Source organism: Shewanella sp. YLB-07 (assembly GCF_009377275.1).
This window is the reverse complement of record NZ_VOQB01000015.1, coordinates 39,189-65,567: the sequence shown is the minus strand read 5'-3', so window position 1 is coordinate 65,567 and position 26,379 is coordinate 39,189. Positions and strand designations below refer to the sequence as shown.

At 45.6% G+C, this 26,379-nt stretch carries 16 protein-coding genes; 7 read left to right on the top strand and 9 right to left on the bottom strand.

The features are described from left to right. Window positions 1–17 precede the first annotated feature (17 nt). The 9 genes from FS373_RS25630 to ampD all read right to left on the bottom strand — a co-directional run bounded on the left by FS373_RS25630 (window position 18) and on the right by ampD (window position 18,221). Window positions 18–2,072, bottom strand: coding sequence for a M13 family metallopeptidase (locus FS373_RS25630; RefSeq protein ID WP_152830889.1), 2,055 nt, complete (start codon window positions 2,070–2,072; stop codon window positions 18–20). Window positions 2,073–2,206: 134 nt separating this feature from the next. Next, window positions 2,207–4,429, bottom strand: coding sequence for a patatin-like phospholipase family protein (locus tag FS373_RS25625; protein ID WP_144044582.1), 2,223 nt, complete (start codon window positions 4,427–4,429; stop codon window positions 2,207–2,209). Between the two features lie 104 nt (window positions 4,430–4,533). Continuing rightward, entirely contained in the window at window positions 4,534–9,012 is a 4,479-nt protein-coding gene (locus tag FS373_RS25620; RefSeq protein WP_152830888.1) for a bifunctional diguanylate cyclase/phosphodiesterase, read from the bottom strand. Between the two features lie 190 nt (window positions 9,013–9,202). Then, a complete protein-coding gene (lpdA, locus tag FS373_RS25615; RefSeq protein ID WP_144044580.1) occupies window positions 9,203–10,633 on the bottom strand; it encodes a dihydrolipoyl dehydrogenase in 1,431 nt (476 codons plus the stop codon). A 423-nt stretch (window positions 10,634–11,056) separates the two neighbouring features. Next, window positions 11,057–12,943, bottom strand: coding sequence for a pyruvate dehydrogenase complex dihydrolipoyllysine-residue acetyltransferase (gene aceF / locus FS373_RS25610; RefSeq protein WP_152830887.1), 1,887 nt, complete (start codon window positions 12,941–12,943; stop codon window positions 11,057–11,059). A gap of 13 nt (window positions 12,944–12,956) precedes the next feature. Then, entirely contained in the window at window positions 12,957–15,617 is a 2,661-nt protein-coding gene (aceE, locus tag FS373_RS25605; RefSeq protein ID WP_144044578.1) for a pyruvate dehydrogenase (acetyl-transferring), homodimeric type, read from the bottom strand. 111 nt (window positions 15,618–15,728) lie between these two features. Then, complete coding sequence (gene pdhR / locus FS373_RS25600) at window positions 15,729–16,481, bottom strand: pyruvate dehydrogenase complex transcriptional repressor PdhR (protein ID WP_144044577.1); 753 nt, start codon at window positions 16,479–16,481, stop codon at window positions 15,729–15,731. A 216-nt stretch (window positions 16,482–16,697) separates the two neighbouring features. Further along, entirely contained in the window at window positions 16,698–17,549 is an 852-nt protein-coding gene (ampE, locus tag FS373_RS25595) for a beta-lactamase regulator AmpE (protein WP_144044576.1), read from the bottom strand. A 96-nt stretch (window positions 17,550–17,645) separates the two neighbouring features. After that, complete coding sequence (gene ampD / locus FS373_RS25590; RefSeq protein WP_227993265.1) at window positions 17,646–18,221, bottom strand: 1,6-anhydro-N-acetylmuramyl-L-alanine amidase AmpD; 576 nt, start codon at window positions 18,219–18,221, stop codon at window positions 17,646–17,648. Window positions 18,222–18,549: 328 nt separating this feature from the next. On the opposite strand from ampD, the gene nadC reads away from it, so the two are divergent. The 7 genes from nadC to zapD all read left to right on the top strand — a co-directional run bounded on the left by nadC (window position 18,550) and on the right by zapD (window position 26,266). Further along, window positions 18,550–19,467: a carboxylating nicotinate-nucleotide diphosphorylase gene (gene nadC, locus FS373_RS25585; protein WP_144044574.1), complete on the top strand. Its 918-nt coding sequence runs from the start codon at window positions 18,550–18,552 to the stop codon at window positions 19,465–19,467. Between the two features lie 918 nt (window positions 19,468–20,385). Then, window positions 20,386–20,799, top strand: a complete 414-nt coding sequence (locus tag FS373_RS25580; protein ID WP_152830885.1) for a type IV pilin protein — start codon at window positions 20,386–20,388, stop codon at window positions 20,797–20,799. A gap of 92 nt (window positions 20,800–20,891) precedes the next feature. Then, a complete protein-coding gene (gene pilB / locus FS373_RS25575) occupies window positions 20,892–22,601 on the top strand; it encodes a type IV-A pilus assembly ATPase PilB (RefSeq protein WP_152830884.1) in 1,710 nt (569 codons plus the stop codon). Window positions 22,602–22,630: 29 nt separating this feature from the next. Further along, window positions 22,631–23,902 (top strand): type II secretion system F family protein, encoded by a 1,272-nt coding sequence (locus tag FS373_RS25570; protein ID WP_152830883.1) that lies wholly within the window; start codon window positions 22,631–22,633, stop codon window positions 23,900–23,902. A gap of 59 nt (window positions 23,903–23,961) precedes the next feature. Further along, a complete protein-coding gene (locus tag FS373_RS25565; protein WP_152830882.1) occupies window positions 23,962–24,873 on the top strand; it encodes a prepilin peptidase in 912 nt (303 codons plus the stop codon). 44 nt (window positions 24,874–24,917) lie between these two features. Further along, window positions 24,918–25,523: a dephospho-CoA kinase gene (gene coaE / locus FS373_RS25560; protein ID WP_152830881.1), complete on the top strand. Its 606-nt coding sequence runs from the start codon at window positions 24,918–24,920 to the stop codon at window positions 25,521–25,523. An 8-nt stretch (window positions 25,524–25,531) separates the two neighbouring features. Then, window positions 25,532–26,266 carry a cell division protein ZapD gene (zapD, locus tag FS373_RS25555; protein WP_152830880.1) on the top strand — a complete coding sequence of 245 codons (735 nt, stop codon included), beginning with the start codon at window positions 25,532–25,534 and terminating at the stop codon, window positions 26,264–26,266. Window positions 26,267–26,379 lie beyond the last annotated feature (113 nt).

The window sequence follows — 26,379 nt, the reverse complement described above, 5'->3', positions numbered from 1 at the left end:
AGTGCGTAGCAGATCTATTACCAGATCTTGACGCGATCTTCCGGTACTAAGAACATCTTATCACCCTCTTTCACATCGAAGGCCTGATAGAATGCTGGAATGTTACGCGGTGTGCCCATGGCGCGGAAGTGACTCGGTGAGTGAGAATCTGTCATCAGGCGACGACCCAACTCCTCGTCACGATAGTTACGACGCCACACCTGAGACCAACCAATGAATAAGCGCTGCTCGCCAGTTAAGCCATCGATAACCGGTGACGGTTTTCCATTTAGGCTCAGATGATAAGCACGAGCCGCAACGGTCAAACCACCCAGATCGCCAATATTCTCACCCAGAGTTAAGTCACCATTTACGTTTTTCCCCGGCAGTGCCTCATAACCCGCATATTGGGCCGAAAGTTGGGCAGCACGTTTCTGGAATTCGGCGCGATCGGCATCGGTCCACCAATCTCTCAGATTGCCATCCCCATCATACTTAGCACCTTGATCATCGAAACCATGACTGATCTCATGACCGATAACTGCACCTATGCCGCCGAAATTCACCGCATCATCGGCATCCATATTGAAAAAAGGAGGCTGTAGGATAGCTGCTGGGAATACGATCTCATTCATCACAGGATTATAGTAAGCATTTACCGTCTGCGGTGTCATGTGCCACTCGGTGCGATCGATAGGCTTACCCAGTTTATCGAGCATGGTCTTATACTCGAACTCAGCATAGCCTTGATAGTTACCCACCAGCTGATCCGCTTTTATCTTGAGATCTGTGTAGTCTTTCCACTTATCCGGGTAACCTATCTTATAGGTAAACTTAGCGAGTTTCTCTTGAGCCGCAACCTTGGTCTCGGGAGACATCCATTCGAGTTCATTGATGCTGACCTCGAAGCCTTTAATCAAGTCTTTAATCAAACCTTCCATTCTCTGTTTAGCTTCAGGCTTAAAGTACTGCTTAACGTACTCTTTACCCACGAGCTCTCCGATCACTTGATCGGATGCATCCACAGCCCTCTTCCAGCGCGGCTTCTGCTCTTCGATGCCCATCAGGGTTTTACTATGAAAATCGAAGTAAAGATCGACGAAGTTTTTACTCAGTAGTTCGGCATAGCTGTCTACCAGATGAAAAGCCAGGTAGTCCTGCCACTGGGCCACTGAGAAATGAGTAAACTCGGCACCGAACTTCTCAAAATAGGAAGGCTGACGCACGATCACTTCGGTAACTTTAGCTATATTGGCACTGGCAGCAAACTGCACAAAGTCGAAGTTAGTAACCTTAGACTGCAGCTCGGCTCTATCCATCTTGTTATAGCTCTTATTGGCATCACGGGACTCGACACGACTCCACTGACTCTGAGCAATAAACATCTCAATTTGGGCGACACTGTCTGCGACTCGCTCAGCATCTTTGCTACCAGCTTGGACCATGATATCTATAACATAGGCATTCAAGGCGGCTCGATTCGCGACAAACTTATCATCATCTTTAAGGTAATAATCACGATCCGGCAGAGTCAGACCCGATTGATACAAATAGACCGCATACTGAGTCGAATTTTTAGCATCATTGTTAACGTAGAAACCAAAAGGAATCTGCACACCACTGACAAGCAAGCTTCCCATCAGGCTGGCGATATCGTCATGATCTTTTGCCAGCGCGATATCCCCAAGCTGATTGCTTAGGGGGCTGATCCCTAGTTTTTCGATGACATCGGTGTTCATGTAGCTGGCATAAAAGTCACCGACTTTCTGCTCACTGGAGCCTTCGGCTTTATTCGGCTTAGCCGCAGTTTCATCGATAATTTTCTTCAACGCATTTTGGCTCCGCTCATAAAGCACAGAGAAGGCACCGTAATTGGATTTATCCGCAGGGATAGGAGTGTTGGCAAGCCAATGTCCGTTAACGCTATAGTAGAAGTCATCTTGATGACGAACTGAGCTATCGAAATTTGCCTTCTCTACACCTGATACCTTGGCTGCTTGTTGTACTACAGGTGTCGTAGGTTCGTTACTACTACATGCTGCCAGGCCTAAGCTTAAGGCTATGCCTACTGCCAATTTACTTACTCTCTTCATTTTCATCCCCGATTTATCCTTTTGAGAATAGTGGCCTGCTATCTTCAAGCCTGCTATAAATTATCCCATGACACCCTATCATCGTAGGATTTAACGCAACAGCCAATATTTGTAATCTGGTATTAACGCACTATTTACCAATTCTTACCTATAAACAGGAATATGGCCTTCTCGCCATCATCCGCCCAACCGAAACCAATTGCCGCTGGCCCCATGCTGGTATCGGTTCCAAAATACAGGCTACCGGAATAGATGAGGTCATCCAGATCCACATGTTCTCTTAACTTCCAGACATTACCCGCCTCGATACTCGCTCCCAAATAGAGAGGGTAATCTGTCATGCCCAGCACATCCCTGCCTAGATCATATTGATACACGAATGCACCGAAAATCTTATGGGGTCCAACCAAGGCATTTTTATGGTAACCGGAAAGATTCAAGAATCCACCGAGTTCAGACACATGTAGGCTAAAGCCTTGCTCCATATCCACAGTGGCCAGTGAAGCAATACCAACAAATGCATGGTTACCCAAACTCAATGCCCCGCGCCAATCCAATTCAAGTTGAATAGAATACTCTTCGTGTCCACCTAACTCCGAAAAGGAAATATTTGGGTTATTTTCTTTTCGATAGTAGGCATCAAAAGTAAAGCGATTACCCGATGTAGGGAAGTTGATGCTATCTAAATCGTCATAACCAAACTTAAAATACCCACCATAGGAATTGTATTCTAAATCCTCAAAAAATAATCCATTCTCCAAATCACCTGTTTCACCGGTAATCCCAAGTTCAATCATGCCCTCTTTGACATAGTTATACCCAATTCCGATATCGGCGCGGTACTGCTTCTGTTTAAGTTGCAGTATTCTGGAGTTGGCATCGAAGAACTCCCAGTCTTTAATCTCATAGCCCACTTTGGCCCGGCTATAGAAGGCCTGATCGTAATCCAGAGGTTGATAAAATTCGGTTGAGATCAGCTTTTCATAACCTAACTTAAGTTCATTGCGCCATTCACCGCCGGTATCGGTCAAATCGGTCAAGGTATAAGCCAGATCGAATGAGACGGCCGAGTCCAGAGAAAAATCATCTTCCCAGCTAAAGCCCAACTGGAAATAATTTGGCCCCCATGATTTAGCATGGGTATTGAGGGTCAATACTCTGCCTTGGTCGGTATCGATAAACTCTGCATTGACGCGCTCAAATTTATCCAACGAGTAAATAGCGGCGATTCCCTCTGCCAGTCTCTCTTGAGTGACAACATCTCCCTCTTCAATATCTAAGGTCTCTCTCAATAGAGACTCACTGACTTTCGACTCATTGTCGAACACAATATTAACTATGGGATGATCGATATCATCGAGCCATTGACGGCTCAACTGCTTCTTTCTGGCTAAATAAGCTTCAAACTCCTCTTCACCGATACTCAAGCCTTGTAGACTTATCAAATGCTCAAGCGCCGCCTGTTTACCTAATGAGAAAGCCTCAGGCATAATGGTAAAGTCTGTGGTACTCATATCCCCAACATCGGGACGGATAAGAATATCGTCTTGCGTCAATAACAGCTTTTGTCTATCGGTACTGGCATTAGTCAGCATGGTTGAGAGCTGATTGAGCACGGCAATAGTACTGGTTAACTCCTCTTTCTTCACCAAGGATGAACCTATATCCACGGCAATGATGATGTCCGCCCCCATGGCTTTGACGACATCCACGGGCATGTTATTGCCAATACCGCCATCTATTAGTAGTTTTCCCTCATATTCCACAGGCTGAAGCGCACCGGGTACAGTCGCCGATGCCTGCATCGCCTTGACTATGCTGCCATTTGCAATAACCACAGCATTGCTTGTTTCCAGATCTGTCGCCACGGCGCGATAGGGAATGGCAAGCTCATCGAAATGGCCAAATTGATTCACTAAGCCAGTTGAACGTTGCAACAACTGCGACATGGTTTGCCCTCGCAACAGCCCATTAGGCACTTTAACTTCATCATCGCTATAACCCATGTTTAGCGGAAGGTTAAACCTATCTCTCTGCTGCTTGTTACGGTAACTCAAAGACTGCCTTGGAATGGTATCTGAATAACCATCCGACCAGGTCTCATTGAGCATGATCTTCTCAATTTCTGTGGCGCTATAACCAAGAGCATACATACCGGCGACATAGGCTCCTATGCTGGTTCCGGCAATATAGTCGACAGGAATACGATTCTCTTCCAATATTTTAAGTACACCAATATGTGCGGCACCTTTAGCCCCTCCACCACTGAGAACCAGGCCAATTTTAGGACGCACCTCGTCGGAGAATACCGAAAAACTTAGAGAGAGCATGAGAAATAAGGTGAGTAAACGTATCATATTCATTTTCTTTAATTATTGGTTACACTTGGCGCAGTTATTCTAACAAAAACTTAGCAAAAAGTTTAAGTGCAAATCAAAGGCGTTTCAGCTTAGTAATTCTATCAATCTGCAGATGAGTTTTTATCGGAAAATAGGCTCGAGTTATCCATATAAGACTCCATCTCGGTCACAGTTAAGGGCTTGGAAAAATAATATCCCTGGATCACATAGCAACCGCGACTAAAGACCTGTTCAAGCTGCTCCTTAGTCTCCACACCTTCGGCAACAACATTTAACTTTAGGTTCCTGGCAAGCTCTATAATACTGCTGGCTATGGCTTGGTCAGCTTCATTGGTCGCGATATCGATAAGGAATGAGCGATCAATTTTTAAGGTATCCACATCGAAATGGCGTAAATAGGCTAATGAGGAGTAACCTGTACCGAAATCATCGATAGCCACATCTATCCCAAGCGCTCTGAGCTCTAATAGATGCTCCTTAGCAATATCCAACTCCTTCATCAACACGCCTTCGGTAATTTCAAAACCTAGCAAGTGTGGATCTAGCCCGGTCTCTTTTAAGATTTTTTTAACACCTTCGATAAAATCAGGCTGACGAAAATGGACCGCCGAGATGTTCACAGATAATTTAAAGGGCTCATCATAGGACTGGGACCAGATTGCACCTTGTATGCAGGCCTGATGTAACACCCAACGATCGATATCGACAATCAAGCCACAAGACTCTGCCACCTTGATAAAGATATCGGTGCGGACCAGGCCATCTTTATGGTGACGCCATCTCAATAGCGCCTCCATACCGATCAACTTATCTCCCTTGAGAATATCGACCTGAGGCTGGTAATGAAGCTCAAACTCATCTCTCTCTATTGCCTTACGAAGCTCGGCTTCTAATCTAAGATGATACAAGGCCTCTAAATTACGTTCGGAAGAGAAGTACTGAAAGTTACCACGGCCTTCATCTTTGGCGTGATACATGGCCTGATCGGCATTTTTGATCAGCACCTCAGCTTGTCTGGCATCATCGGGCCATAAGCTCACCCCTATGCTGGTAGATATAAAAAACTCACGACCATAGAGCTCAAAAGGAGTCTCGATCTGCTCGAGTAATTGAGCACAGATATGATTTATCGTATCTAAATTTGAGGCATCTCTTAATAAGATAACAAATTCATCGCCGCCAAAACGACATAAGGTGTGCTCTTCAGTGATACACGACTGTAGACGATTGGCAGCCTCGACCAGCAAGGCATCTCCCATGCTATGACCATATGAGTCATTGACGTGTTTAAATCTATCCAGGTCGAGGAATATCAGTGCTAATTTTTCACCACTGTGCTCTGCACGATGTATCGACTGAGCCAACCGAGTTGAAAATAGAGAGCGGTTTGGAAGACCCGTTAGCACATCATAATTTGCCAGGCGCCTGAGATCTGCCTCGGTGCGTTTACGCTCGGTTATGTCGGAAAATACGGCAACATAGTGGGTGATGTTGCCCTTGCTTCCCAACATCGCCGAGACGTTAAGCCAGACCGGGCATGAGCCGCCTTGTTCACATAGAAACTCTCTCTCACCTGTCCAGGTGACGCCTTGCTGCAAAAGGTAAACAATTTCATCCGTTCTCCCCTCTTTAGCTAAGATTAGCTCAGAGAAAAACTTACCATTTAGCAGCTTATCCGATGCACCCACTATGGTTTGAGCGGCTTTATTAGACACCTTAATTCGCTCCGCCGCATCCATAATCAGCACCCCTTCGGAGGTGTTACCGAATGCCTGAGCCAGCAGTTTTACATCATCTTCGAGCTGACGCTGTAGGGTGATATCTGAATAAATACCCGCAACCCTTAATATCCGGCCCGACTCCGCATCCACTTCGACTGGTCGCCCCCTGACTCTGGTCCACCCCCAGCTCTTATCCTCACGGCGATAGCGATACTCAACATCGAAACGGTCATTCGAGCCTTTAAGCATACTCTCCCATGCATTCACGACCTTGTCTCTATCTTCCCTATGAATGGGAAAATCCTCTAACCTAAGTATTCTATTGCCTCTATCATCTTCTTTCTCTGCCCGCTGATTCTCCAGGCTAAACATCTGGGAATCCTGCCGCCACTCCCAGAGTTCAGAATCACTGCCCTTCAGAGACTGCCTGAGCCTCTCTTCGCTCTCGACCAATGCCGTGTTGATCAGTTTAAATGCCTTAACTTGCCTCTGACGATACAAGATAACTCCGACGCAGATACACAACAGGGTTATTAACAGCAGACTCTTAACCCAGGTCCTCTGCCACCAGTATTGCTTCACTGAAAAACTAAAACTATACGGTTTGGCAGACCAGATCCCATTCTCCTGGCTCAGGATCTCTAAGGTATATTTCCCAGACTCTAAGCCAGTGATATTGAGCTGAGACTGGCCATCGAGAAGTAAATATTTAGCTTGGGTAATGTCTCCTTTTCGTTTCAGGCGATACTGCAGAGTCATGGGCGTACCATCGAGATAATCCAGGCTGGTTATCTGAAAGCTGAGCATTCTTGCACCGGGTTTTATAATTGTTTCATCTTGTGGGATAAGATCAATTTGCACTCCCTCATCATAGAAAACAGATACCGCCTCCAGAAATACACCGTCGCGCTGAATTCGATTAGATAAACTGTCGACATCGAGCAGCATAGCGCCATCAGGCGTGCCGACATAAAGTCCCTCGCCGGGAGCATAGAAGAATGCACCATCATTGAGTTCACCCCCTAACAAGCCATCATCATGACCCAGGACCATGATATCCCGTGTCGATTTGGAATATCTCAGCAGCGACTTTGGGCAGCCAATTAACCTGTGATCGGCAGTATCCTGAATGAAATAGACGGATGAACAATCAATTTCCCATTCTTTATTTAATTCTCTGGCGTCATCCGAACTCAATGAGTATTCGATCAAACCTTTTGGTGATGTTCCCAACCAAAATGTATCCGAGTCAACTTGCTCGATATAGTTGATTTCCGTTTCACTGCTGCCATCACTAAACTTGTCGAGTTTGGAATGGAACTCGCCTTCATGATCCAGATAGCCAAATAGCTCGGTGCCACCTAGCCACAGCTTTCCAGCCTCATCCCTGATAACCGATTTGATATCTACCACTCTCGGGTTGAGACCGCCGATGAAAACTGGCATGGGTTGAGGATTAAAAAGCCCCGGCTCCCAGAAATATAGCCCTGTGGAGGTCATAAACCACCAACGGCCTTGAATTAAGGGGTCATCATAAGTGGCATAAACGATCTTATGTTCCAGTGAATTCTCGCCATGAGTCCACTGTGCAAACCTTTGGGCCGTAAAAGAGGCTTTGTTCACCACAAACAGACCATTGGTGGTCGCTAATAAAAGATGCGCTGCGTCCAGACTCTCAACGCTATAAATACTATCGTTTACCTCTAAACCCTGAGGGAATAAGGTGGAAGATGTTTGAGCTAGCTTATCTATCAATAGCAAGCCATTATCGGTACCAAACCAAACTCGACTCCCCTCCCCATAAGTCCCCCAAATCATCTCATTACTCATGGAGTATGGTGGCTTAGCGGTAAAGGTATCGAGTAAGAAATCAGGCTCGCTTGTGACTATGGCCAGGCCCTCTCCGGCGCCTCCGACCCAAATCAATCCAGACTCATCTATTTCAATATCATAGATATAATCCATGTCTGCATTTTGTTTAAGTTGCTCTTTATATAAAAGGTACTCAGTGTCTCCCGGCTTCCATTTGATCAATCCTACTCTTCCTGATATCCAAAAACTGCCCTCGTTATCTTCGGCAATATTGGTGGCATAAAAGGAGAGAGCCTCGACAGCTTCAATTTTGAGAGTGTCAGCATAGACTCTATATACTCCTTCACTCGAACTCAGCCAAATTCGCCCCTGAGAATCTTTAAATAACTGCTTCATCAAGCCGTTTTCCTCTCCCCAGGGAAAAACAGCAATTCTCAGACCTTGGCTATCTCTCAGCTGTAACTCGTATTCTGTGCCGACTATGATGCGGCCATCATCTAAGGCGACTAAATTACCCCAAGGTATATCTGCATTAGTCGGGAGAAAATTGATCCGTTCGAGTAAGGTCTTTTCGTAGGAATATTGGAGTAATTCACCATCTAAGGTCAGAAAAATAAAATGATCACCTTGCTTCACTTGAGCGATAATCCCACCGCCCTTATAGTCAGGAAAAAGTGACTCGCTACCGAAACGAACAAACGTATTCTGCAACATATCGTACAGGTAAGTATCTGAATAATTACTGACGAGCAGATGCTGCTCGCTCAGCGGCTCAACCATATTGATATATTCACCGGAAAGTCTGAGATCGAACGCCTCTTTATCAATACGTCTTATCTTAGAGTTACTTAATCGAAATAGCCCTTGCTCTGTAGCCACCCATACGAAGCCATAGGAGTCGAAGCTAATATCGTTTATTGTGCCAGTTTCTAAACCTTCAGTTTCCCCAAAGACACGCATAACAAAATCACTTGCAGCAACAGGAGTCAGGCAAGTGCTGATGAGTAGAAGTAAGAAGGCTATTTTTATAATTTTAGTTAATAGCATTAGCAATTAGCACTATTCATACAAATTGGTATCGGGTCCACTTTATTATAATACTTACTTTGAATGTATCAGTTCATTAAAGCTAATACACCTGCTTAATAGCAATTTATTAACACTAAATTTTAGCTCCTTTTTCAAGGCATAAAAAAAGACGCTCAAATGAGCGCCTTTTCATGACTCTAATAAAATATTATTTTTTCTTCTTTTTTGCCTTAGGATTTGGCAAATCGGTGATCGAACCTTCATAGATCTCAGCCGCCAGACCTACAGACTCATGCAAGGTTGGGTGAGCATGAATCGTCAACGCTAGATCTTCTGCATCACAACCCATCTCGATTGCCAAGCCGATCTCACCTAGAAGCTCACCGCCGTTAACACCGACGATAGCACCACCTATGACTCTGTGAGTCTCTTTATCGAAAATCAGCTTAGTCATACCATCGCTACAATCTGAAGCGATTGCACGGCCACTAGCAGCCCAAGGGAAACTTGCAGTCTCGTAGGCGATACCTTGCTCTTTGGCTTCCTTCTCAGTTAGACCAACCCAAGCAACTTCAGGATCTGTATAGGCAATCGAAGGAATCACTTTAGGATCGAAGAAGTGCTTCAAGCCTGAGATAACTTCTGCAGCCACATGGCCTTCATGCACGCCTTTATGCGCAAGCATAGGCTGACCGACAATATCACCGATAGCATAGATGTTAGGTACATTGGTACGCATCTGCTTATCGACATTGATGAAGCCACGCTCATCGACATTAATTCCGGCTTTCTCGGCATCGAGCGACTTACCATTTGGTGCACGACCGATTGCAACTAGCACTGCATCGTAACGAATAGCTTCAGTCGGTGCCTTCTTGCCTTCCATAGTCACATAGATGCCATCATCTTTGGCTTCTACGGCTGTCACCTTAGTCTGCATCATAAGGTTAAACTTACTCTTAACCTTCTTGGTATAAACGCGAACGATATCTTTGTCTGCTGCCGGGATCAGTTGATCCAGCATCTCAACCACGTCGATTTGGCTACCCAGAGAAGCGTAAACAGTACCCATCTCAAGACCTATGATGCCACCGCCCATGATAAGTAGCTTACCCGGAACTTCTTTAAGCTCTAGCGCATCGGTAGAATCCCAAACACGTGGATCTGAATGTGGAATGAATGGCAATTCGATAGGACGAGAGCCTGCGGCGATAATTGCCTGCTCGAAATGAACCACTTTAACGCCATCTTCACCAACAACTTCGATAGTGTTAGGGCCGGTAAACTTACCGAAACCATTAACCACGTCGACTTTACGCATCTTGGACATTCCGCCCAATCCTGTTGTCAACTGGCTGATAACCGAATTTTTGAAACCACGTAGCTTCTCCAAATCGATCTGTGGCTCGCCAAAAACCACACCGTGATCGGCAACAGCTTTCGCCTCTTCGATCACTTTAGATACGTGTAGAAGTGCCTTCGATGGGATACAACCTACGTTCAGACAAACACCACCTAAGGTACTAAAACGTTCGATGATGACAGTCTCTAGTCCTAAGTCAGCCGCACGGAATGCCGCCGAATAGCCAGCAGGGCCAGAGCCTAATACCACTACCTGAGTTTTGATTTCGTTGCTCATGATTTCCTCTATTCTTTTCATTTTCTTGCACTAACGAGTAGCGCAAAAATAAAATGTTGCCAAATCTTGTAAGGTGGCCGCATTTTAACCTTTGTTTGATACCGATCACAATCATACATTTACTATATATACCCAACCTACCTCAAGGTGCTCGTTTCAGAGCCCCCGTAGGATAGCTGAACAAGGCAGTGATTGAGAGAATGGTTATTCCCTTGTCGATATCACTAACGCAGTGCAGCTATTCTACGGGAGCTCCCGCAGGGCAAGGTGAGAAGCAACATTTTTCTGCGTTATGAAAGTTCGGATTAGAATAACTAGTCCTACTCTTTCATGCCTTGAACTCTGTCACTTCTCGACATGCTGAATCCTGCATTTTGAAGTAGTTTGGGTATAAAAGGCTGCTTGTAATAAGCAGCCCATTTTTTAAAGCACTAAGGTACGAATATCTGATAAGCAGCTGTTTAAATAGCTAATGAAACGTGCACCTTCGGCGCCATCTACGACCCTATGATCGTAAGACAGTGACAGAGGCAACATCAAGCGAGGCTCGAAATCTTTACCATTCCATACTGGCTTCATTTCAGACTTAGACACCCCGAGAATTGCCACTTCAGGTGCATTAACGATTGGTGTAAATGCCGTTCCACCTATGCCACCCAGACTAGAGATAGTGAAACAACCACCTTGCATGTCTGAAGCCGTTAGCTTACCGCCACGTGCCTTCTTAGATATCAGCTTTAGCTCATCCGATAATTCATGGATGCCCTTCTTGTTCACATCTTTGAAAACAGGGACAACCAGGCCATTTGGCGTGTCGACGGCAATACCGACATTGACGTACTTCTTCATGATCAAACTCTCACCATCTTGCGACAGAGATGAGTTGAACGTAGGGAAAGCTTCGAGAGCCTTAGCAACCGCCTTCATGATAAACACCAATGGAGTGATCTTCATGCCAGAATCTTTCTTCGCTTCCGCCGCATTTTGTGCCTTACGGAATGATTCGAGTTCTGTGATATCCGCATTATCCCACTGAGTAACATGGGGGATCTTCACCCAGTTTCTGTGTAGGTTAGCACCAGAGATCTTCTGGATGCGAGATAAGGGCTTAACTTCGGTCTCACCAAACTTGCTGAAATCGATCTTTGGCCATGCCAATAAGTTAAGCTCGTTGCCACCAGCGGCAGCTTTAACACTACCCGATTCAACCTGCTTAATCGCAGCCTTTATGTAGCTCTGCACATCTTCTTTAATGACGCGGCTCTTGCGACCCGTACCTTTGACGTTAGCAAGGTTAACACCAAGTTCACGAGCCATGCGGCGGATAACGGGAGATGCATGGGCATAGGCTTCATTGTCAACAAAGTCTGTCTTAGCAGGCTTAGTCGAAGATGCCGATACAGGAGCTGCTGGAGCTGCTGCTTGAGCTGGCGCCGTGGCTACAGGTGCTGCAGCAGGCGCTTGGCCAGCCACTTCGAAGATCATGATTAACGAGCCAGTAGACACCTTGTCACCAATAGCTACTTTGATCTCTTTAATGGTGCCAGCAAAGGGAGCTGGTACTTCCATGGCAGCCTTATCGCCTTCGACGCTGATAAGTGACTGTTCTTCGGTCACTGTATCGCCGACTTTCACCATTATCTCGGTAACTTCGACTTCATCATCACCGATATCAGGAACAGCTACTTCTAATACAGTTGCAACGGCGGCAACCGCAGCTGCTACAGGAATAGGAGTTGCTGGCGCTGCGGCTACAGGCACAGAAGATGAACCTGCAACGTCGAAGACCAGTACTAAACTGCCGGTAGAAACCTTGTCACCAATCTCAACTTTAATCTCTTTTAAGACGCCATTGAAAGGAGCCGGCACTTCCATCGACGCCTTGTCACCTTCGACACTTAAGATTGGCTGATCTTCTGTGATGCTGTCACCTAGGTTGACTAATATTGCAGTCACTTCGACTTCATCGTCACCGATATCAGGCAGATTCACTTCTTTTAGCTCAACAGATGCCGGAGCGACTGTTGCCGCGACTGGCGCAGGAGCGGCCGCAGCTTGGGCTACTGGAGCCGATGCTGCATCGTCTTCGAAGACCATGATCAACGAATCGGTAGCCACCTTATCTCCAACCGCAACTTTAATTTCTTTAACTACACCCGATTGAGATGCTGGTACTTCCATCGCGGCTTTATCGCCTTCGACAGCAATCAGCGATTGATCTTCTTCAACCCTGTCGCCTACGCTAACCAGAATCTCGGTGACTTCAACCTCATCCGCACCAATATCAGGTACATTAATTTCGATTGTCATATTGTATTGCCTCTTACGCGTATAGCGGGTTGATCTTGTCTGCGTCGATATTGAATTTAGCGATGGCCTGAGCCACGACAGATTTTTCAACATCACCACGTTTAGCTAATTCAGTCAGTGCTGCGACGACCACATAGCCAGCGTTCACTTCGAAGTGACGACGCAAGTTATCGCGGCTGTCAGAGCGACCGAAGCCATCGGTACCCAGTACTTTGAATGATTCTGATGGCATGAAGGCGCGAACTTGTTCGGCGTAGTTCTTCATGTAATCTGTAGCTGCAATTGCAGGGGCTGTACCCATTACCTGAGAAATATAGGCTTGCTTCTGCTCAGCTTCAGGATGCAGCATGTTGTAACGCTCGACATCCTGACCTTCACGAGTCAATTCATTGAAAGAAGTGACCGAATAAACATCAGACGCAACATCATATTCTTCACTGAGAATCTTCGCTGCCTTACGCACTTCATTCATGATAGTGCCTGAGCTCATCAGCTGAACCTGCTTACTGCCTTGGTATGACTCAAGCTTATAGATACCCTTACGAATACCGTCTTCAGCACCTTCAGGCATAGCTGGCATGGCGTAATTTTCATTCATCAGCGTCAGGTAATAGAACACATTTTCCTGATCGCCATACATGCGACGCATACCATCTTGGATGATGACTGCTACTTCGTAGGCATATGTAGGATCGTAAGAGATACAGTTTGGAATCGTGTTGGCCTGAACATGGCTATGACCATCTTCGTGTTGCAGACCTTCACCGTTCAAGGTTGTACGACCGGCTGTAGCACCTAACAAGAAGCCACGCGCCTGTTGATCGCCCGCCATCCATGCCATGTCGCCAACACGCTGGAAACCAAACATAGAGTAGTAGATGTAGAATGGGATCATAGGCAGATCGTTAGTGCTATATGATGTTGCCGCAGCAACCCATGAAGACATAGCACCTAGCTCGTTGATACCTTCCTGCAATACTTGACCCGAAGTTGCTTCTTTATAGTAAGAAACAATTTCACGATCTTGTGGGGTGTAGTTCTGCCCCTGAGGATTATAGATACCGATCTGACGGAACAGACCTTCCATACCAAATGTACGCGCCTCATCAGCGATGATAGGGACGATATTCTTGCTCACACCTTTGTGCTTAAGCAATATATTTAGCGAGCGAACAAATGCCATAGTGGTGGAGATGTCACGCTTCTGTTCTTCAAGCAAAGGCTTAAAATCTTCAACTTCAGGTAGCTCTAATGCTTTAGTGAAGTTAGGCAGACGTTGAGGCGTGTAACCATGCAAAGCATCACGACGCGCATGCAGGTACTTGTACTCTTCTGAACCTTCCTCTAAAGATAGGTAAGGCAACTCAGCAACATTCTCATCAGTAAGCAGGTCTTGAAGACCTAGACGGTCACGCAGTTGAAGCACATGGCTCATGTCCATCTTCTTCACTTGGTGCGCTATGTTCTTACCTTCGGCTGCGCCGCCCATGCCATAACCTTTAACGGTCTTAGCCAAGATCACTGTCGGTTTACCCTTAGTATCCTGAGCGTTCTTAAATGCAGCATAAAGCTTAGATGACTCATGACCACCACGCTTAAGTGCGAAGATATCGGCATCTGTCATATCTGAAACAAGCGCCGCTGTTTCAGGGTACTTACCGAAGAAGTGCTCACGTACATAGGCACCGTCTTTTGACTTAAATGTCTGGTAATCACCATCTACAGTCTCATTCATCAGCTGTAGCAACTTGCCAGTAGTATCTTTGGCTAACAGTGAATCCCAGTTGTTACCCCAGATCACCTTGACGACGTTCCAACCGGCACCTCTGAAGAGACCTTCAAGTTCCTGAATGATACTGCCGTTACCCATAACAGGACCATCGAGGCGCTGTAGGTTACAGTTAATCAGGAAGCATAAGTTATCTAGCTTTTCACGAGCCGCAAATGAAATCGCACCACGTGATTCAGGCTCATCCATCTCACCGTCACCCAGGAAGGCATAGACACGCTGAGCCGAGGTATCTTTAAGGCCGCGGCCATCGAGATACTTAAGGAAGCGAGCCTGATAGATAGAAGACATAGGAGCCAGACCCATAGAAACGGTCGGGAACTGCCAGAACTCAGGCATTAGCTTAGGGTGTGGATATGAAGGGATACCTTCACCATCAACTTCTTGGCGGAAGTTATCGAGTTGATCTGCAGTTAAGCGACCCTCAACGAATGCACGCGAATAGATACCCGGAGAGATATGACCTTGGTAATAGACTAGATCACCACCATCAACATCGTTTGGCGCACGGAAGAAGTGGTTAAAACACACTTCATAAAATGCAGCTGAAGACTGGAAAGAAGCCATATGGCCACCTAAGTCCAGATCTTTCTTAGAAGCTCGAAGCACGATCATGATCGCATTCCAGCGAATGATAGAACGAATACGGCGCTCTAGCGTAGTATTACCCGGATATGCAGGTTCTTGGCTGGTTGGTATGGTGTTGATATAGCTGGTATTGATACCAGTCGCCATATCGACGCCATCTAAACGGGCCTTATCGAGAACTTGTTCCAGTAGATATTGAGCACGCTCAACACCTTCTTCACGAACAACCGATTCTAGAGCAGATAACCATTCTTGAGTCTCTAATGGATCCAGATCTTGTAGCATATGTTCAGACATTTCGCAGTCCTTTCCTATATGTAATACCCAAGCACCGAATCTCAGCACTTAGTGATATTAAAAATATTAAAATATGGTTTGGTGCTTGGCTTGCTCTCTCATTGAGAACGCCTAGTCACCACTTTTTAAACGGCGCAGACTGCGCTGCAACCGACTATCTTCTTTCCTAACGGTCAACATCACTTCCTCGATATAGCTTAAATGCTCATTCGAGGCTTCACGAGCTGCGTCAGGATCACGGCGAACGATTGCGGCTAGCAATGCCAGCCTATGTTCGTTTGCCCTTGTGGATGCTTCCTCTCTTCGATTCAGCAGTTCCAGGTTCTGTGCCACATTCTTATGCAGCACAGGAGCTAAACTCAGTACCAGATGCAACATGGCCACGTTATGTGACGCCTCTGCTATGGCACGATAGAAATGTACGATGGCTTCCGCTTGCTGCTCAATCTCTTTAGCCGCTTCTACATCCATGATAGTGCGTTTGATATTCTGCATATCGGCATCGGTACCACGAAGTGCGGCAAAATAAGCCATCATGCCTTCTGTGGCATGACGAAATTCGAGTAGATCATACTGACTCTCAGAGTCACTATGCATCAATTCAACGATGGGATCGGCCAAGCTTCGCCAAAGCTGCTCTTTGACATAGGTACCACCGCCTTGACGACGCAACAGCAAGCCTTTAGCTTCTAATTTTTGAATGGCTTCACGTAACGAGGGACGGGAGACTTCAAATTGGAGTGCCAGCTCACGCTCAGGAGGCAGCTTCTGACCCGGTTGGAGGCTACCTTCCAAAATCATCTGCTCTAACTGACCCATAATGACGTCAGAAATTTTTGGCTGGTTTATTTTGTTATAAGCCATGTGGCCCTCAGCTCCTATTGTAAATTGGTCTTACCAATTTAGTTGACTGAGCGCACTTTAGCAAATCACATTTTGAAAGTCCAGTTTGTGACCTGAGTCAGGGATACTCACGATGTGTGAGCATAGCGGAAATTTAACCGAGAAAGGTCAGACCATTTAACTAACATAGAGTCACTAACAAGAGACTAAGAGAATATAACTCTGGCGAAGCTGTATTTACGCCACCACCCCAAAGATGGTCAAAAGAGAAAGCGTGGTTAACAGTAAAATGAAATTACGTTTACTCAGCTGCAGCAATGCCAATGTAGCCTGGACACAAATGGGTGTTGACGAGGCTTCAGGTCTTGGCTCTGCGGCTAAGGCCACTTGAGTCACTATCTCTCTGGCGCTATGATCCAGACTTAAGCCCAGCTTTCGCCAACTGCTAAAGGCTTGAGAGAATTGACCACTGAGTACATAACCGAACGAAAAAATACGGCTCGGTAACCAATCTAAAAGTGCCAGCACTTTATCCACCAAGGGTAACTCGAGCGACTCCTGATGACTTAGGTCACTGAAATAACGTACGGTACAGTATAAGACTGCGCCCGCAGGACCGAAGAAGATGAGATAAAGGGCAACCGCTCCATAAAAACGATAATTGAGCCAAGTGACGCTTTGGCCCACCTTAGCGCCTAGATCACTCTCGCTTACGGCCTCAATAGAACGCTTACAATCTAGCTCTTCGGCAAAATGATAACAAGCTTGAGCATCGCCTCGACAAGCCGCCTGCATGTATCGCTTAAAGGCCGTTCTTTGTTTCTGGTGACTAAAGCACAGAATAGAGATCCCAACCCAAAGTAATAAACTCACCCCTCCCCATAGCATGCCGCTTACAGCCCAAGTGGTCACGAAAACGGTTATTGCCGGTAGAAGAAGCGCCAACGCCATCATGGCTTCTGAGTTGAGCTGCTTCTTACCAAACAAATTGGCAGAATACAGATCTAGAAATGATTCGAGTTGCCATGACTTAGGGAGCAGCTTTAATCGCTCAACCATTATCGCCACTAATAAAGAAAACAGTGCCATTTAGTCCATCCTTTTTACTCAAATTTAAACATCTAGCATTTGGGCTCATTTATCTCGCCAAGCCTAAGATATGCTCAGCTATAAACTGTAGAGGTACTACCAGCTCAGACCCAAGGTTAGCTCGTGTTTATACCTGTTCCAATCGAAACAGTCGCCGGGATCGGTTTTCCGGCCCGGCGCTATGTCACAATGACCGACAATAGCATCCAAATTCAACATGGGATATCTTGTCATCAAACCAAGCGTCAGCCTAACCAACTCTTGATATTGTAGCTCGGTATAATCTTGGCTATCTGTGCCTTCGAGCTCAATGCCGACAGCAAAATCATTGCAACCTTGTCGCCCTTGAAAACTTGATACCCCGGCATGCCAGGCGCGTTCATCGCAAGAGACATACTGAATGATTCCCCCATCTCTGCGAATAAGGAAATGTGCCGAGACTTCGAGACCTTTAAGAGCTTCAAAGCTGGGATCCGCAGCTATATCTAAGCAACCTTGAAACAGCTGATCTATATAAGGTGTACCAAAGCAGCCGGCTGGCAGGCTAATATTATGAATAACTAACAGACTAACCTCATTATCCGGCCTTGAGTTAAAATGAGGCGACACACACAGCTTCACCCCTTCGGCCCACCCCAGTTCAAAACTAGGAATTAGTTTAGCTTTTATCAACAAGAAGTTAACCTAGAATCCGCCATATCTTATTAGCACTCTATCAGTTAGACCTCTCACTGAAAAGACCCATCGAACTCATACTGGATAACAGGCGATCACATCTAAAACAAGTGTAGCAACTTGAAAAAGTTGTAGCTCAAATAATGAATCGACCACGACCTCTTTAGCTAATGAAACAACAAGCCATAGAGTATGATCGCTAGACTCTACCTTTATAGATCAAATTTGTTATTATTACTCTTACCAAGCATGACAGCCGATTTATAATCTAAATCATTCCCCTGTTGTACCAGCTTATAAATTAAGCTCATCAAGGATCCCGATAATGTTGGAAAATGATATTAGGCTTGCCGTAAAAGCCGCACTCGAAGAAGACTTAGGCTATCAAGCCCCGATTCAAGCTGCGACCAGCCATGATGTTAATAGCCTGGAGGATATCTGTAGCGCTGATAAGGCTAATGCAGATATCACGGCGCAACTCATCCCGGCAGACAAGCATGCACAAGCAAGCTTAATCACTCGTGAAGAGGGTGTATTTTGTGGCAAGGCTTGGGCTGAACAGGTCTTCAACCAACTCGGTGGAGAAGTCGCCCTCCACTGGCATGTAGATGATGGTGATCTGTTAGTCGCCAATCAAGTGCTGTGTGAACTCTCAGGCCCAGCGCGCGCCATACTCACTGGCGAGCGCACCGCAATGAACTTCATTCAGACCTTGTCCGGTGTCGCAACACTCACCAAGCATTATGTAGATAAGATAGCCGGTACCAATACTAAACTACTCGACACACGTAAAACCATTCCTGGCCTGCGTACCGCTCAAAAATATGCAGTTAGCTGCGGCGGCGGGAAAAACCATAGGATCGGCTTGTTCGATGCCTTCCTTATCAAGGAAAACCATATCATGGCCTGTGGCGGCATAGCCCAAGCGATCTCTAAGGCCAGAGAGCTAGACGCAGATAAACTTGTCGAGGTAGAAGTAGAGAGCATCTTAGAGCTACAACAAGCACTGGAAGCGGGATCGGATATCATCATGTTGGATAACTTCGACGTGACCATGATGCTAGAAGCCGTAGAAATCAATAAGCGTCTAGCCGACGATAAGCAAGCCAAACTCGAAGTGTCGGGCAACGTCACTATAGACACTATCGCCGACTTTTCAAAAACTGGCGTCGACTATATTTCTGTTGGCGCGCTAACTAAGCATATCCATGCACTCGACCTGTCTCTTCGCTTGAAACACTAATCGCAAGTCATAGATCTTGCCATCAGATTTTAAGGTGATTCGCAGACGCTGAGTCACCTTTTTTATAAGAACTAAATATAACAACTAAGCTCACCTTGCATTTGTTACCCCTTCGCTCATTCAAACAGAAAGTGCGCAACACCTGTATCCAGCAAGCTATCTATGATTAAAAAACAAACTGCACCTGCCGTTTCAAAAGCGCCCAAAAATTGACACCTCAAGCTAAAGTGACAGTTTTTCATGCACAGCCAAAAAAACGCTAGAACCCAATTAACATAAATTCAACCTTTTTAGACTAAATCATCGTCAAATTAGTACTTTGTTGTAATTTACAGTTCCATTTACATTAACTTTGTACTAACTTTGGACGTAGGCGAGATGGCCACTTCGGCCGACCTCACCTTAGGTTCACTTAGGTTCCTTAAAAAGAGCCACTTGAAAAAGCCGAACAAGCTTTCGAAGCCGCTATTAACGGGTTAAGAGTCGAGCAAAGAGTAGGAGGAGAACATAAGGTGCGGTTTGCCGGAATGCACATAGCTAGCGGTACATAACCAGCAGTAAATAAAAGCAGCAAGAGTAGAATTAACTTACGTTCGAGAATAATCGAAGCTTAAGCTTTCTATACACTAACTTTAATTATTTAGCAAAATGACACGAAAAGTAAGACCCCATTTCTGATCGCAAGATGAGAAATAGTAACAAACACTTAATTTTAACGTTTATCTTAGAGATGCTCTTAGAATTTGTTTTAGAGTTCTTAGAATTAGTCTTAATGGATTAGTAGGGAAAGTTTAGCTAGCGCAGGAGCAATACGGCTAAGACGTCTATAATTAAGTTACTTTGCTGATTCTAGGTTAGATGAGTCTAAGTTAGCATGAGTAAAGTGGGTCGAACGATTTAGGTCAACGGAGAGAGAAAATGAAAGGCATTAACTTGAAAAACAGACTAAACAAGAAGGCTCAGGGTTTCACTCTGATTGAATTAATGATCGTTGTTGCAATTATCGGTATTCTCGCCGCCATTGCACTACCAGCGTATAAAGATTACATAGTCTCGGCTGGTGGTGGTGCCTCGATGAAGGCCGTTAGCTCACTGACATCAACTGCAGCAGCCTGTGTGACTTCAGATATTGCTTGTGCTAGCGTAGGCACAAACATGACCGCCATGGGTTTAACTGGCACAGTAGCAACTGGAGTGGATTCAAATATAATTTTTACAGGTGATAAATGTATTGTTGAAGCCACTATCCTTGCAGATGGTAGTGTAAGTTATGGGGCTACTGGCGTAGACTCTACCGATGATGCGCTTTGTACTGAAGGTGCTGGTCTATAATTAGAGCGACTAGCTAATTAATTTGAGCGAAAGAGTTAATAATCTTTCGCTCAAATTTGTTTTTACTAGCTGAAATCACTTATGAGTAACTCATGCCCACGACTGGTCTTCATTTAGGTTTATCAACATTATTTATTCGTAAAAATTTGCTCAGCGAAGAGCAGATAGCAACAGCTATAGCCAAATCTCGCCAAAATAAACAAGCTCTCGTCTCCACCATAGTCTCAGAAAACCTTATTTCCGCCCGTGAAATAGCCGAGCTCTGCTATGAGGAATACGGTACCCCATTGCTGGATCTCGATGAGTTTGACATTGCCAGCATTCCCGAAGATTTCCTCAATAAAAAGTTGATCGAGAAACATAAGTGTCTGCCACTGTTTAAGCGTGGAAATCGTCTGTACATAGGCACTTCAGATCCCACCAATATCGCAGCGCTGGAAGACTTTCAATTTAGCGCGGGTCTACATGCCGAAGCCATATTGGTCGAAGATGACAAGCTCACCAAGGCCATAGATAAGGTACTCGAGGAGGATATCTCCGCACTGGATATCAGTGGCATAGATGAGTCTGCCCTCGCCGATATTGAGATAGATGATCCCAGTAAACGTGAGGAGGAGCAAAAAGGCGAGAGTGGTGATGATGCGCCTATCGTCATCTATATCAATAAGATTTTGACCGATGCCATACGCAAAGGCGCATCGGATCTGCATTTTGAACCCTATGAGAAACGGTACCGTATCCGTTTTCGTATCGATGGTATCTTGCATGAAGTCTCTGAGCCTCCAGTAAACTTGTCTAATCGAATTTCGGCTCGACTCAAGGTGATGTCCAAGCTAGATATCGCCGAACGAAGAGTCCCGCAAGATGGCCGCATCAAGATGAAGCTATCACGCACTAAGTCTATCGATTTTCGTGTCAGTACTCTCCCCACTATCTGGGGTGAGAAGATAGTGATGCGTATCCTAGACTCCTCCTCGGCACAACTTGGCATCGAGAAGCTCGGCTATGAAGACGATCAGCGCGAGCTGTACGAGGAGATGCTGGAAAAACCCCAAGGCATGATTCTGGTTACAGGCCCTACAGGATCTGGTAAAACCGTATCCCTCTACACAGGCCTCAACATACTCAACACCGAGGCTCGAAATATCTCTACCGTCGAAGATCCGGTGGAGATAAACCTCGAAGGAGTTAACCAAGTCCATATCAATCTCAAGGCGGGCCTGACATTTGCCTCTGCGTTGCGCTCATTTCTGCGCCAAGATCCCGATGTGGTCATGGTAGGTGAGATTCGAGACTTAGAGACTGCCGAGATTGCCATCAAGGCGGCACAAACCGGCCACCTGGTACTTTCTACACTACACACTAATTCTGCCGCCGAAACCCTGACTCGCCTAATCAACATGGGTGTACCTGGCTACAACATAGCCAGTTCGGTAAACCTCATCATAGCTCAACGTCTGGCACGTCGCCTCTGCCCGGAATGTAAGCAAGCAGAAGATGTTCCAGAACACGAACTAGAGAGGCTAGGCTTTAGGCAAACTAACATAGATGAAGGCATCACCACTTATAAACCTGTGGGCTGCGATCTCTGCTCCGGCGGGTACAAGGGCCGGGTCGGTATCTATGAGGTGATGAAGATATCAGATGAAATAGCCCGCATCATCATGGAAGGCGGTAACTCCTTAGAGATAGCTACTATGGCTAAAGAGCAAGGAATGCGAGACCTACGGGAGTCAGGGCTACTCAAGGTCATCCATGGCGTCACCAGCATCGCCGAAATCAACCGAGTCACCAGTTTTTAGGTTCACAAATTTTATCTTAAGGAACGGCTATGGCAACAGCAAGTACCATTAAAAAAAGACAGGCTAGATCTAAGAAAGCCAATGCTAATAGCCAAACTAAGATCTTTACCTTCGAGTGGAAAGGGGTCAATAAATCCGGTCAAAAAACCTCCGGAGAGCTTAAAGGTGCCTCCGCAGCGGAGGTTCGCAGCCAACTAAAAACTCAGGGGGTCAACCCCAAATCAGTCAAGAAGCAATCGGCGAGTCTATTCCAACTGGGTGCTCCCAAGATAAATGCCATGGATATCGCCATGATCACCCGTCAGATAGCGACTATGCTCTCTGCCGGCGTGCCTCTGGTGACAACCATAGATATGCTCGGCCGAGGCCATGAAAAGGCTAAGATGCGTGAACTCTTAAGCACCATACTCAATGATGTCCAAGCCGGTATCCCACTCTCAGATGCATTAAGGCCCCATAGGCGATATTTCGACGATCTGTACGTAGACTTGGTAGCCGCAGGCGAGCATTCAGGTTCGCTTGATGCCGTGTTCGATCGCGTCGCAACCTACAGGGAGAAATCGGAGGCACTTAAATCTAAAATCAAGAAAGCCATGTTTTACCCCGCTGCCGTGGTCGTAGTCGCTATAGCTGTGACAGCCTTGCTGTTACTCTTCGTTGTCCCGCAGTTTGAGGAAATATTTGCGGGGTTTGGCGCCGAGCTGCCAGCCTTTACTCAATTCGTCATCGGCATTTCTGAAGCATTACAGGCGTCTTGGTATATATTTGCCGTAATCATCATAGTTAGCGTCTTTCTATTTAAGCGTGCACATTTGCACTCCCAACAATTTCGGGACAAGGTTGATGTGCTAATTTTAAAGATACCAGCTATAGGATTAATCTTACATAAAGCCGCTATGGCACGTTTCGCTCGTACACTAGCAACAACATTTGCTGCCGGAGTCCCCCTAATAGATGGCCTGGAATCTGCTGCTGGCGCTTCGGGAAATGCCGTATACCGTAAAGCTGTAATAAAGGTCCGCACAGAGGTGATGGCGGGCATGCAGATGAATGTTGCCATGCGCACAACTAACCTATTCCCCGATATGTTGATCCAGATGGTGATGATAGGCGAAGAATCCGGTGGACTCGATGATATGCTCAACAAGGTCGCCAATATTTACGAGATGCAGGTCGATGACGCCGTAGATGGACTATCAAGCCTGATTGAACCTATCATGATGGTAGTGATCGGCACCTTAGTCGGTGGTTTGATCGTTGCCATGTATCTTCCCATCTTTGAAATGGGTAAGATTATTTAGCATCCTTTGCAAGTAACTATCAAGATCAATAAAAGACTCCTAATAGAAGAACAAACTAGATGTCAGAATTCATAACAATATTAAGCCACAACTTGTGGCTCTTTAGCGCTATCGCTTTTATCTTTGCCGCCGTTATCGGTAGCTTCCTCAATGTGGTCATTCATCGCTTTCCCGTGATGATGAAACGCGAGTGGCAGCAAGAATGTAATCAATACCTCAACGAGTATCATAAAGAGCTCATAGCTCCCATCTCAAAAAAGCTCGAGCGAGCCATAGATGGCTATCCAGAAAAATATAACCTGATCGTTCCGGGCTCAGCCTGCCCGAAATGCAAAAGCGATATCAAGCCCTGGCATAACCTGCCTGTTATTGGCTGGCTCATGCTAAGAGGTAAATGTGCCTCATGCAGCACAGCTATATCGGCGCGCTACCCAATAATAGAATTATTGACGGGCTTAACCGTAGCTTTCCTCGCTCTTCATTTCGGCCCTACCTGGGAATTTGCCTTCGCAACATTACTCACCTTCGTGCTGATAGCGCTAACAGGCATAGATCTCGATGAGATGCTACTTCCCGACCAACTCACCCTCCCCCTACTATGGCTAGGCTTACTGATAAACCTAAACAGCACTTTTACCAGCCCAACCGACGCACTAATCGGAGCTGCCGCGGGTTATATGAGCCTCTGGAGTGTCTTCTGGGCATTTAAACTGTTAACGGGTAAGGAAGGTATGGGATATGGAGATTTTAAACTTTTAGCCGTGTTTGGGGCCTGGTTTGGTTGGCAGCTACTGCCACTCATAATACTTCTATCATCTGTAGTCGGCGCGATAGTTGGCATCATGCTAATCATCAGTAAAAAACTTAATCAAGGTAATCCAATTCCTTTTGGCCCTTATATCGCGCTAGCGGGCTGGATAGCCATGATCTGGGGCAGTGATATCAATACTTGGTATCTATCCACCCTATAAGTATAAGCTAGTGTTCTTCATAGAATGGTGTAAGAAGTAGGATTATGTCTAAATATTTAATAGGCTTAACTGGCGGCATAGGTAGCGGTAAAACCACAGTCGCTAATCTATTTGCAGAATTAGGCATCGAATTAGTCGATGCCGATATCGTCGCACGAGATGTAGTAGAAATTGGCACTAGCGGCTTAACTCAAATAACGGCCCATTTCGGTAAACAGATATTGAACCAAGATGGCAGCTTAGATCGAGCCGCTCTAAGAGAAATAATCTTCAACTGGCCGAAAGAGCGGCGTTGGATCAATGACTTACTACACCCAATGATACGAACCGAGATGCTAAATCAATTAGCATCCACGTCATCACCCTACACAATTCTCGTCGCTCCCTTGCTATTTGAGAATGAATTAGATAGGTTAGTAAACCGTACACTTTTGATTGATATTTCACCTGAACAACAACGAAAGCGTACCATTAACAGGGATTCGGTAACTAACGAGCAAGTTGAAAAAATTATAAGTAGCCAGGCCCCAAGAGCCGAGAAACTACTTAAAGCTGATGATGTCATAGACAATCATGGAAAGATATCGGCGCTAAAAAGCAAAGTAATTGCACTACATAATAATTATTTAAAATTGTCCAATAACGCTTAATAAACGCCATGACTGAATTGATCTATGAACAGCCTCTAAACGAGAAGACTCGAAGCTACCTTAGACTTGAGTATCTTGAACAACAACTGCAAATGAACTTGGATCAAGATCATCAACATCGTTGTTTCTACCCCCTTTTCTCATTATGTGAGCTAGCTGAGCGATGCGACTACCGCGGCGAGGTACTCAAAGACCTAGATAAGCAGATTTCATTACTGTCCAATTGGAAAAGCCTGCCCCACATAGATAAACAGCAAGTCGATAAATACTTATCCCTCCTATCTAACGCTAGAGACACACTTCAAATAAGCGAGAGACCCGGTAGCCAACTAAAACAGAATCGTTTCTTAATGGCTCTACGCCAGAGGTTCAATATGCCTGGAGCATGTTGTAATTTTGACTTGCCACAACTTCATTATTGGTTAGCCAAGCCTTGGGATGTTCGACAACAAGAGTACTCGCAGTGGCTAGATACATTTAGAGCGTTACTGACCCCCATCAGCCTGCTTCTTGAACTAACCAGATTAACGACTGAATATACTGCAGCCGTGGCGAAAGCTGGGTTCTATCAAGGTAATAGTAATCAGGCACTGTCATTAATTAGAGTGCAACTAGACTCACATCAAGGCTGTTACCCTACCATTAGTGGGCATAAAAATAGATACGCGATTCACTTCGTACAATTCGACCAACAAAAACACTCGGATAAAGCGATTGAGTTTAAGTTAGCAACCTGTATCTAAAGACAGTATTATAGGTTTCATATCAAACATCATGCTTAAACAGCTAAACTTAAGCTAGGCCCTGAGCCCAAAGTTAAGCCAAGTTTGCACGCGTACCTTGTAGAGACCGAACA

Bases quoted from the DNA above. Each gene is read 5' to 3' on its own strand.
- FS373_RS25630 (WP_152830889.1), bottom strand. From the start codon at position 2,072: ATGAAGAGAGTAAGTAAATTGGCAGTAGGCATAGCCTTAAGCTTAGGC.
- FS373_RS25625 (WP_144044582.1), bottom strand. From the start codon at position 4,429: ATGATACGTTTACTCACCTTATTTCTCATGCTCTCTCTAAGTTTTTCG.
- FS373_RS25620 (WP_152830888.1), bottom strand. From the start codon at position 9,012: ATGCTATTAACTAAAATTATAAAAATAGCCTTCTTACTTCTACTCATC.
- lpdA (WP_144044580.1), bottom strand. From the start codon at position 10,633: ATGAGCAACGAAATCAAAACTCAGGTAGTGGTATTAGGCTCTGGCCCT.
- aceF (WP_152830887.1), bottom strand. From the start codon at position 12,943: ATGACAATCGAAATTAATGTACCTGATATTGGTGCGGATGAGGTTGAA.
- aceE (WP_144044578.1), bottom strand. From the start codon at position 15,617: ATGTCTGAACATATGCTACAAGATCTGGATCCATTAGAGACTCAAGAA.
- pdhR (WP_144044577.1), bottom strand. From the start codon at position 16,481: ATGGCTTATAACAAAATAAACCAGCCAAAAATTTCTGACGTCATTATG.
- ampE (WP_144044576.1), bottom strand. From the start codon at position 17,549: ATGGCACTGTTTTCTTTATTAGTGGCGATAATGGTTGAGCGATTAAAG.
- nadC (WP_144044574.1), top strand. From the start codon at position 18,550: ATGTTGGAAAATGATATTAGGCTTGCCGTAAAAGCCGCACTCGAAGAA.
- FS373_RS25580 (WP_152830885.1), top strand. From the start codon at position 20,386: ATGAAAGGCATTAACTTGAAAAACAGACTAAACAAGAAGGCTCAGGGT.
- pilB (WP_152830884.1), top strand. From the start codon at position 20,892: ATGCCCACGACTGGTCTTCATTTAGGTTTATCAACATTATTTATTCGT.
- FS373_RS25570 (WP_152830883.1), top strand. From the start codon at position 22,631: ATGGCAACAGCAAGTACCATTAAAAAAAGACAGGCTAGATCTAAGAAA.
- FS373_RS25565 (WP_152830882.1), top strand. From the start codon at position 23,962: ATGTCAGAATTCATAACAATATTAAGCCACAACTTGTGGCTCTTTAGC.
- coaE (WP_152830881.1), top strand. From the start codon at position 24,918: ATGTCTAAATATTTAATAGGCTTAACTGGCGGCATAGGTAGCGGTAAA.
- zapD (WP_152830880.1), top strand. From the start codon at position 25,532: ATGACTGAATTGATCTATGAACAGCCTCTAAACGAGAAGACTCGAAGC.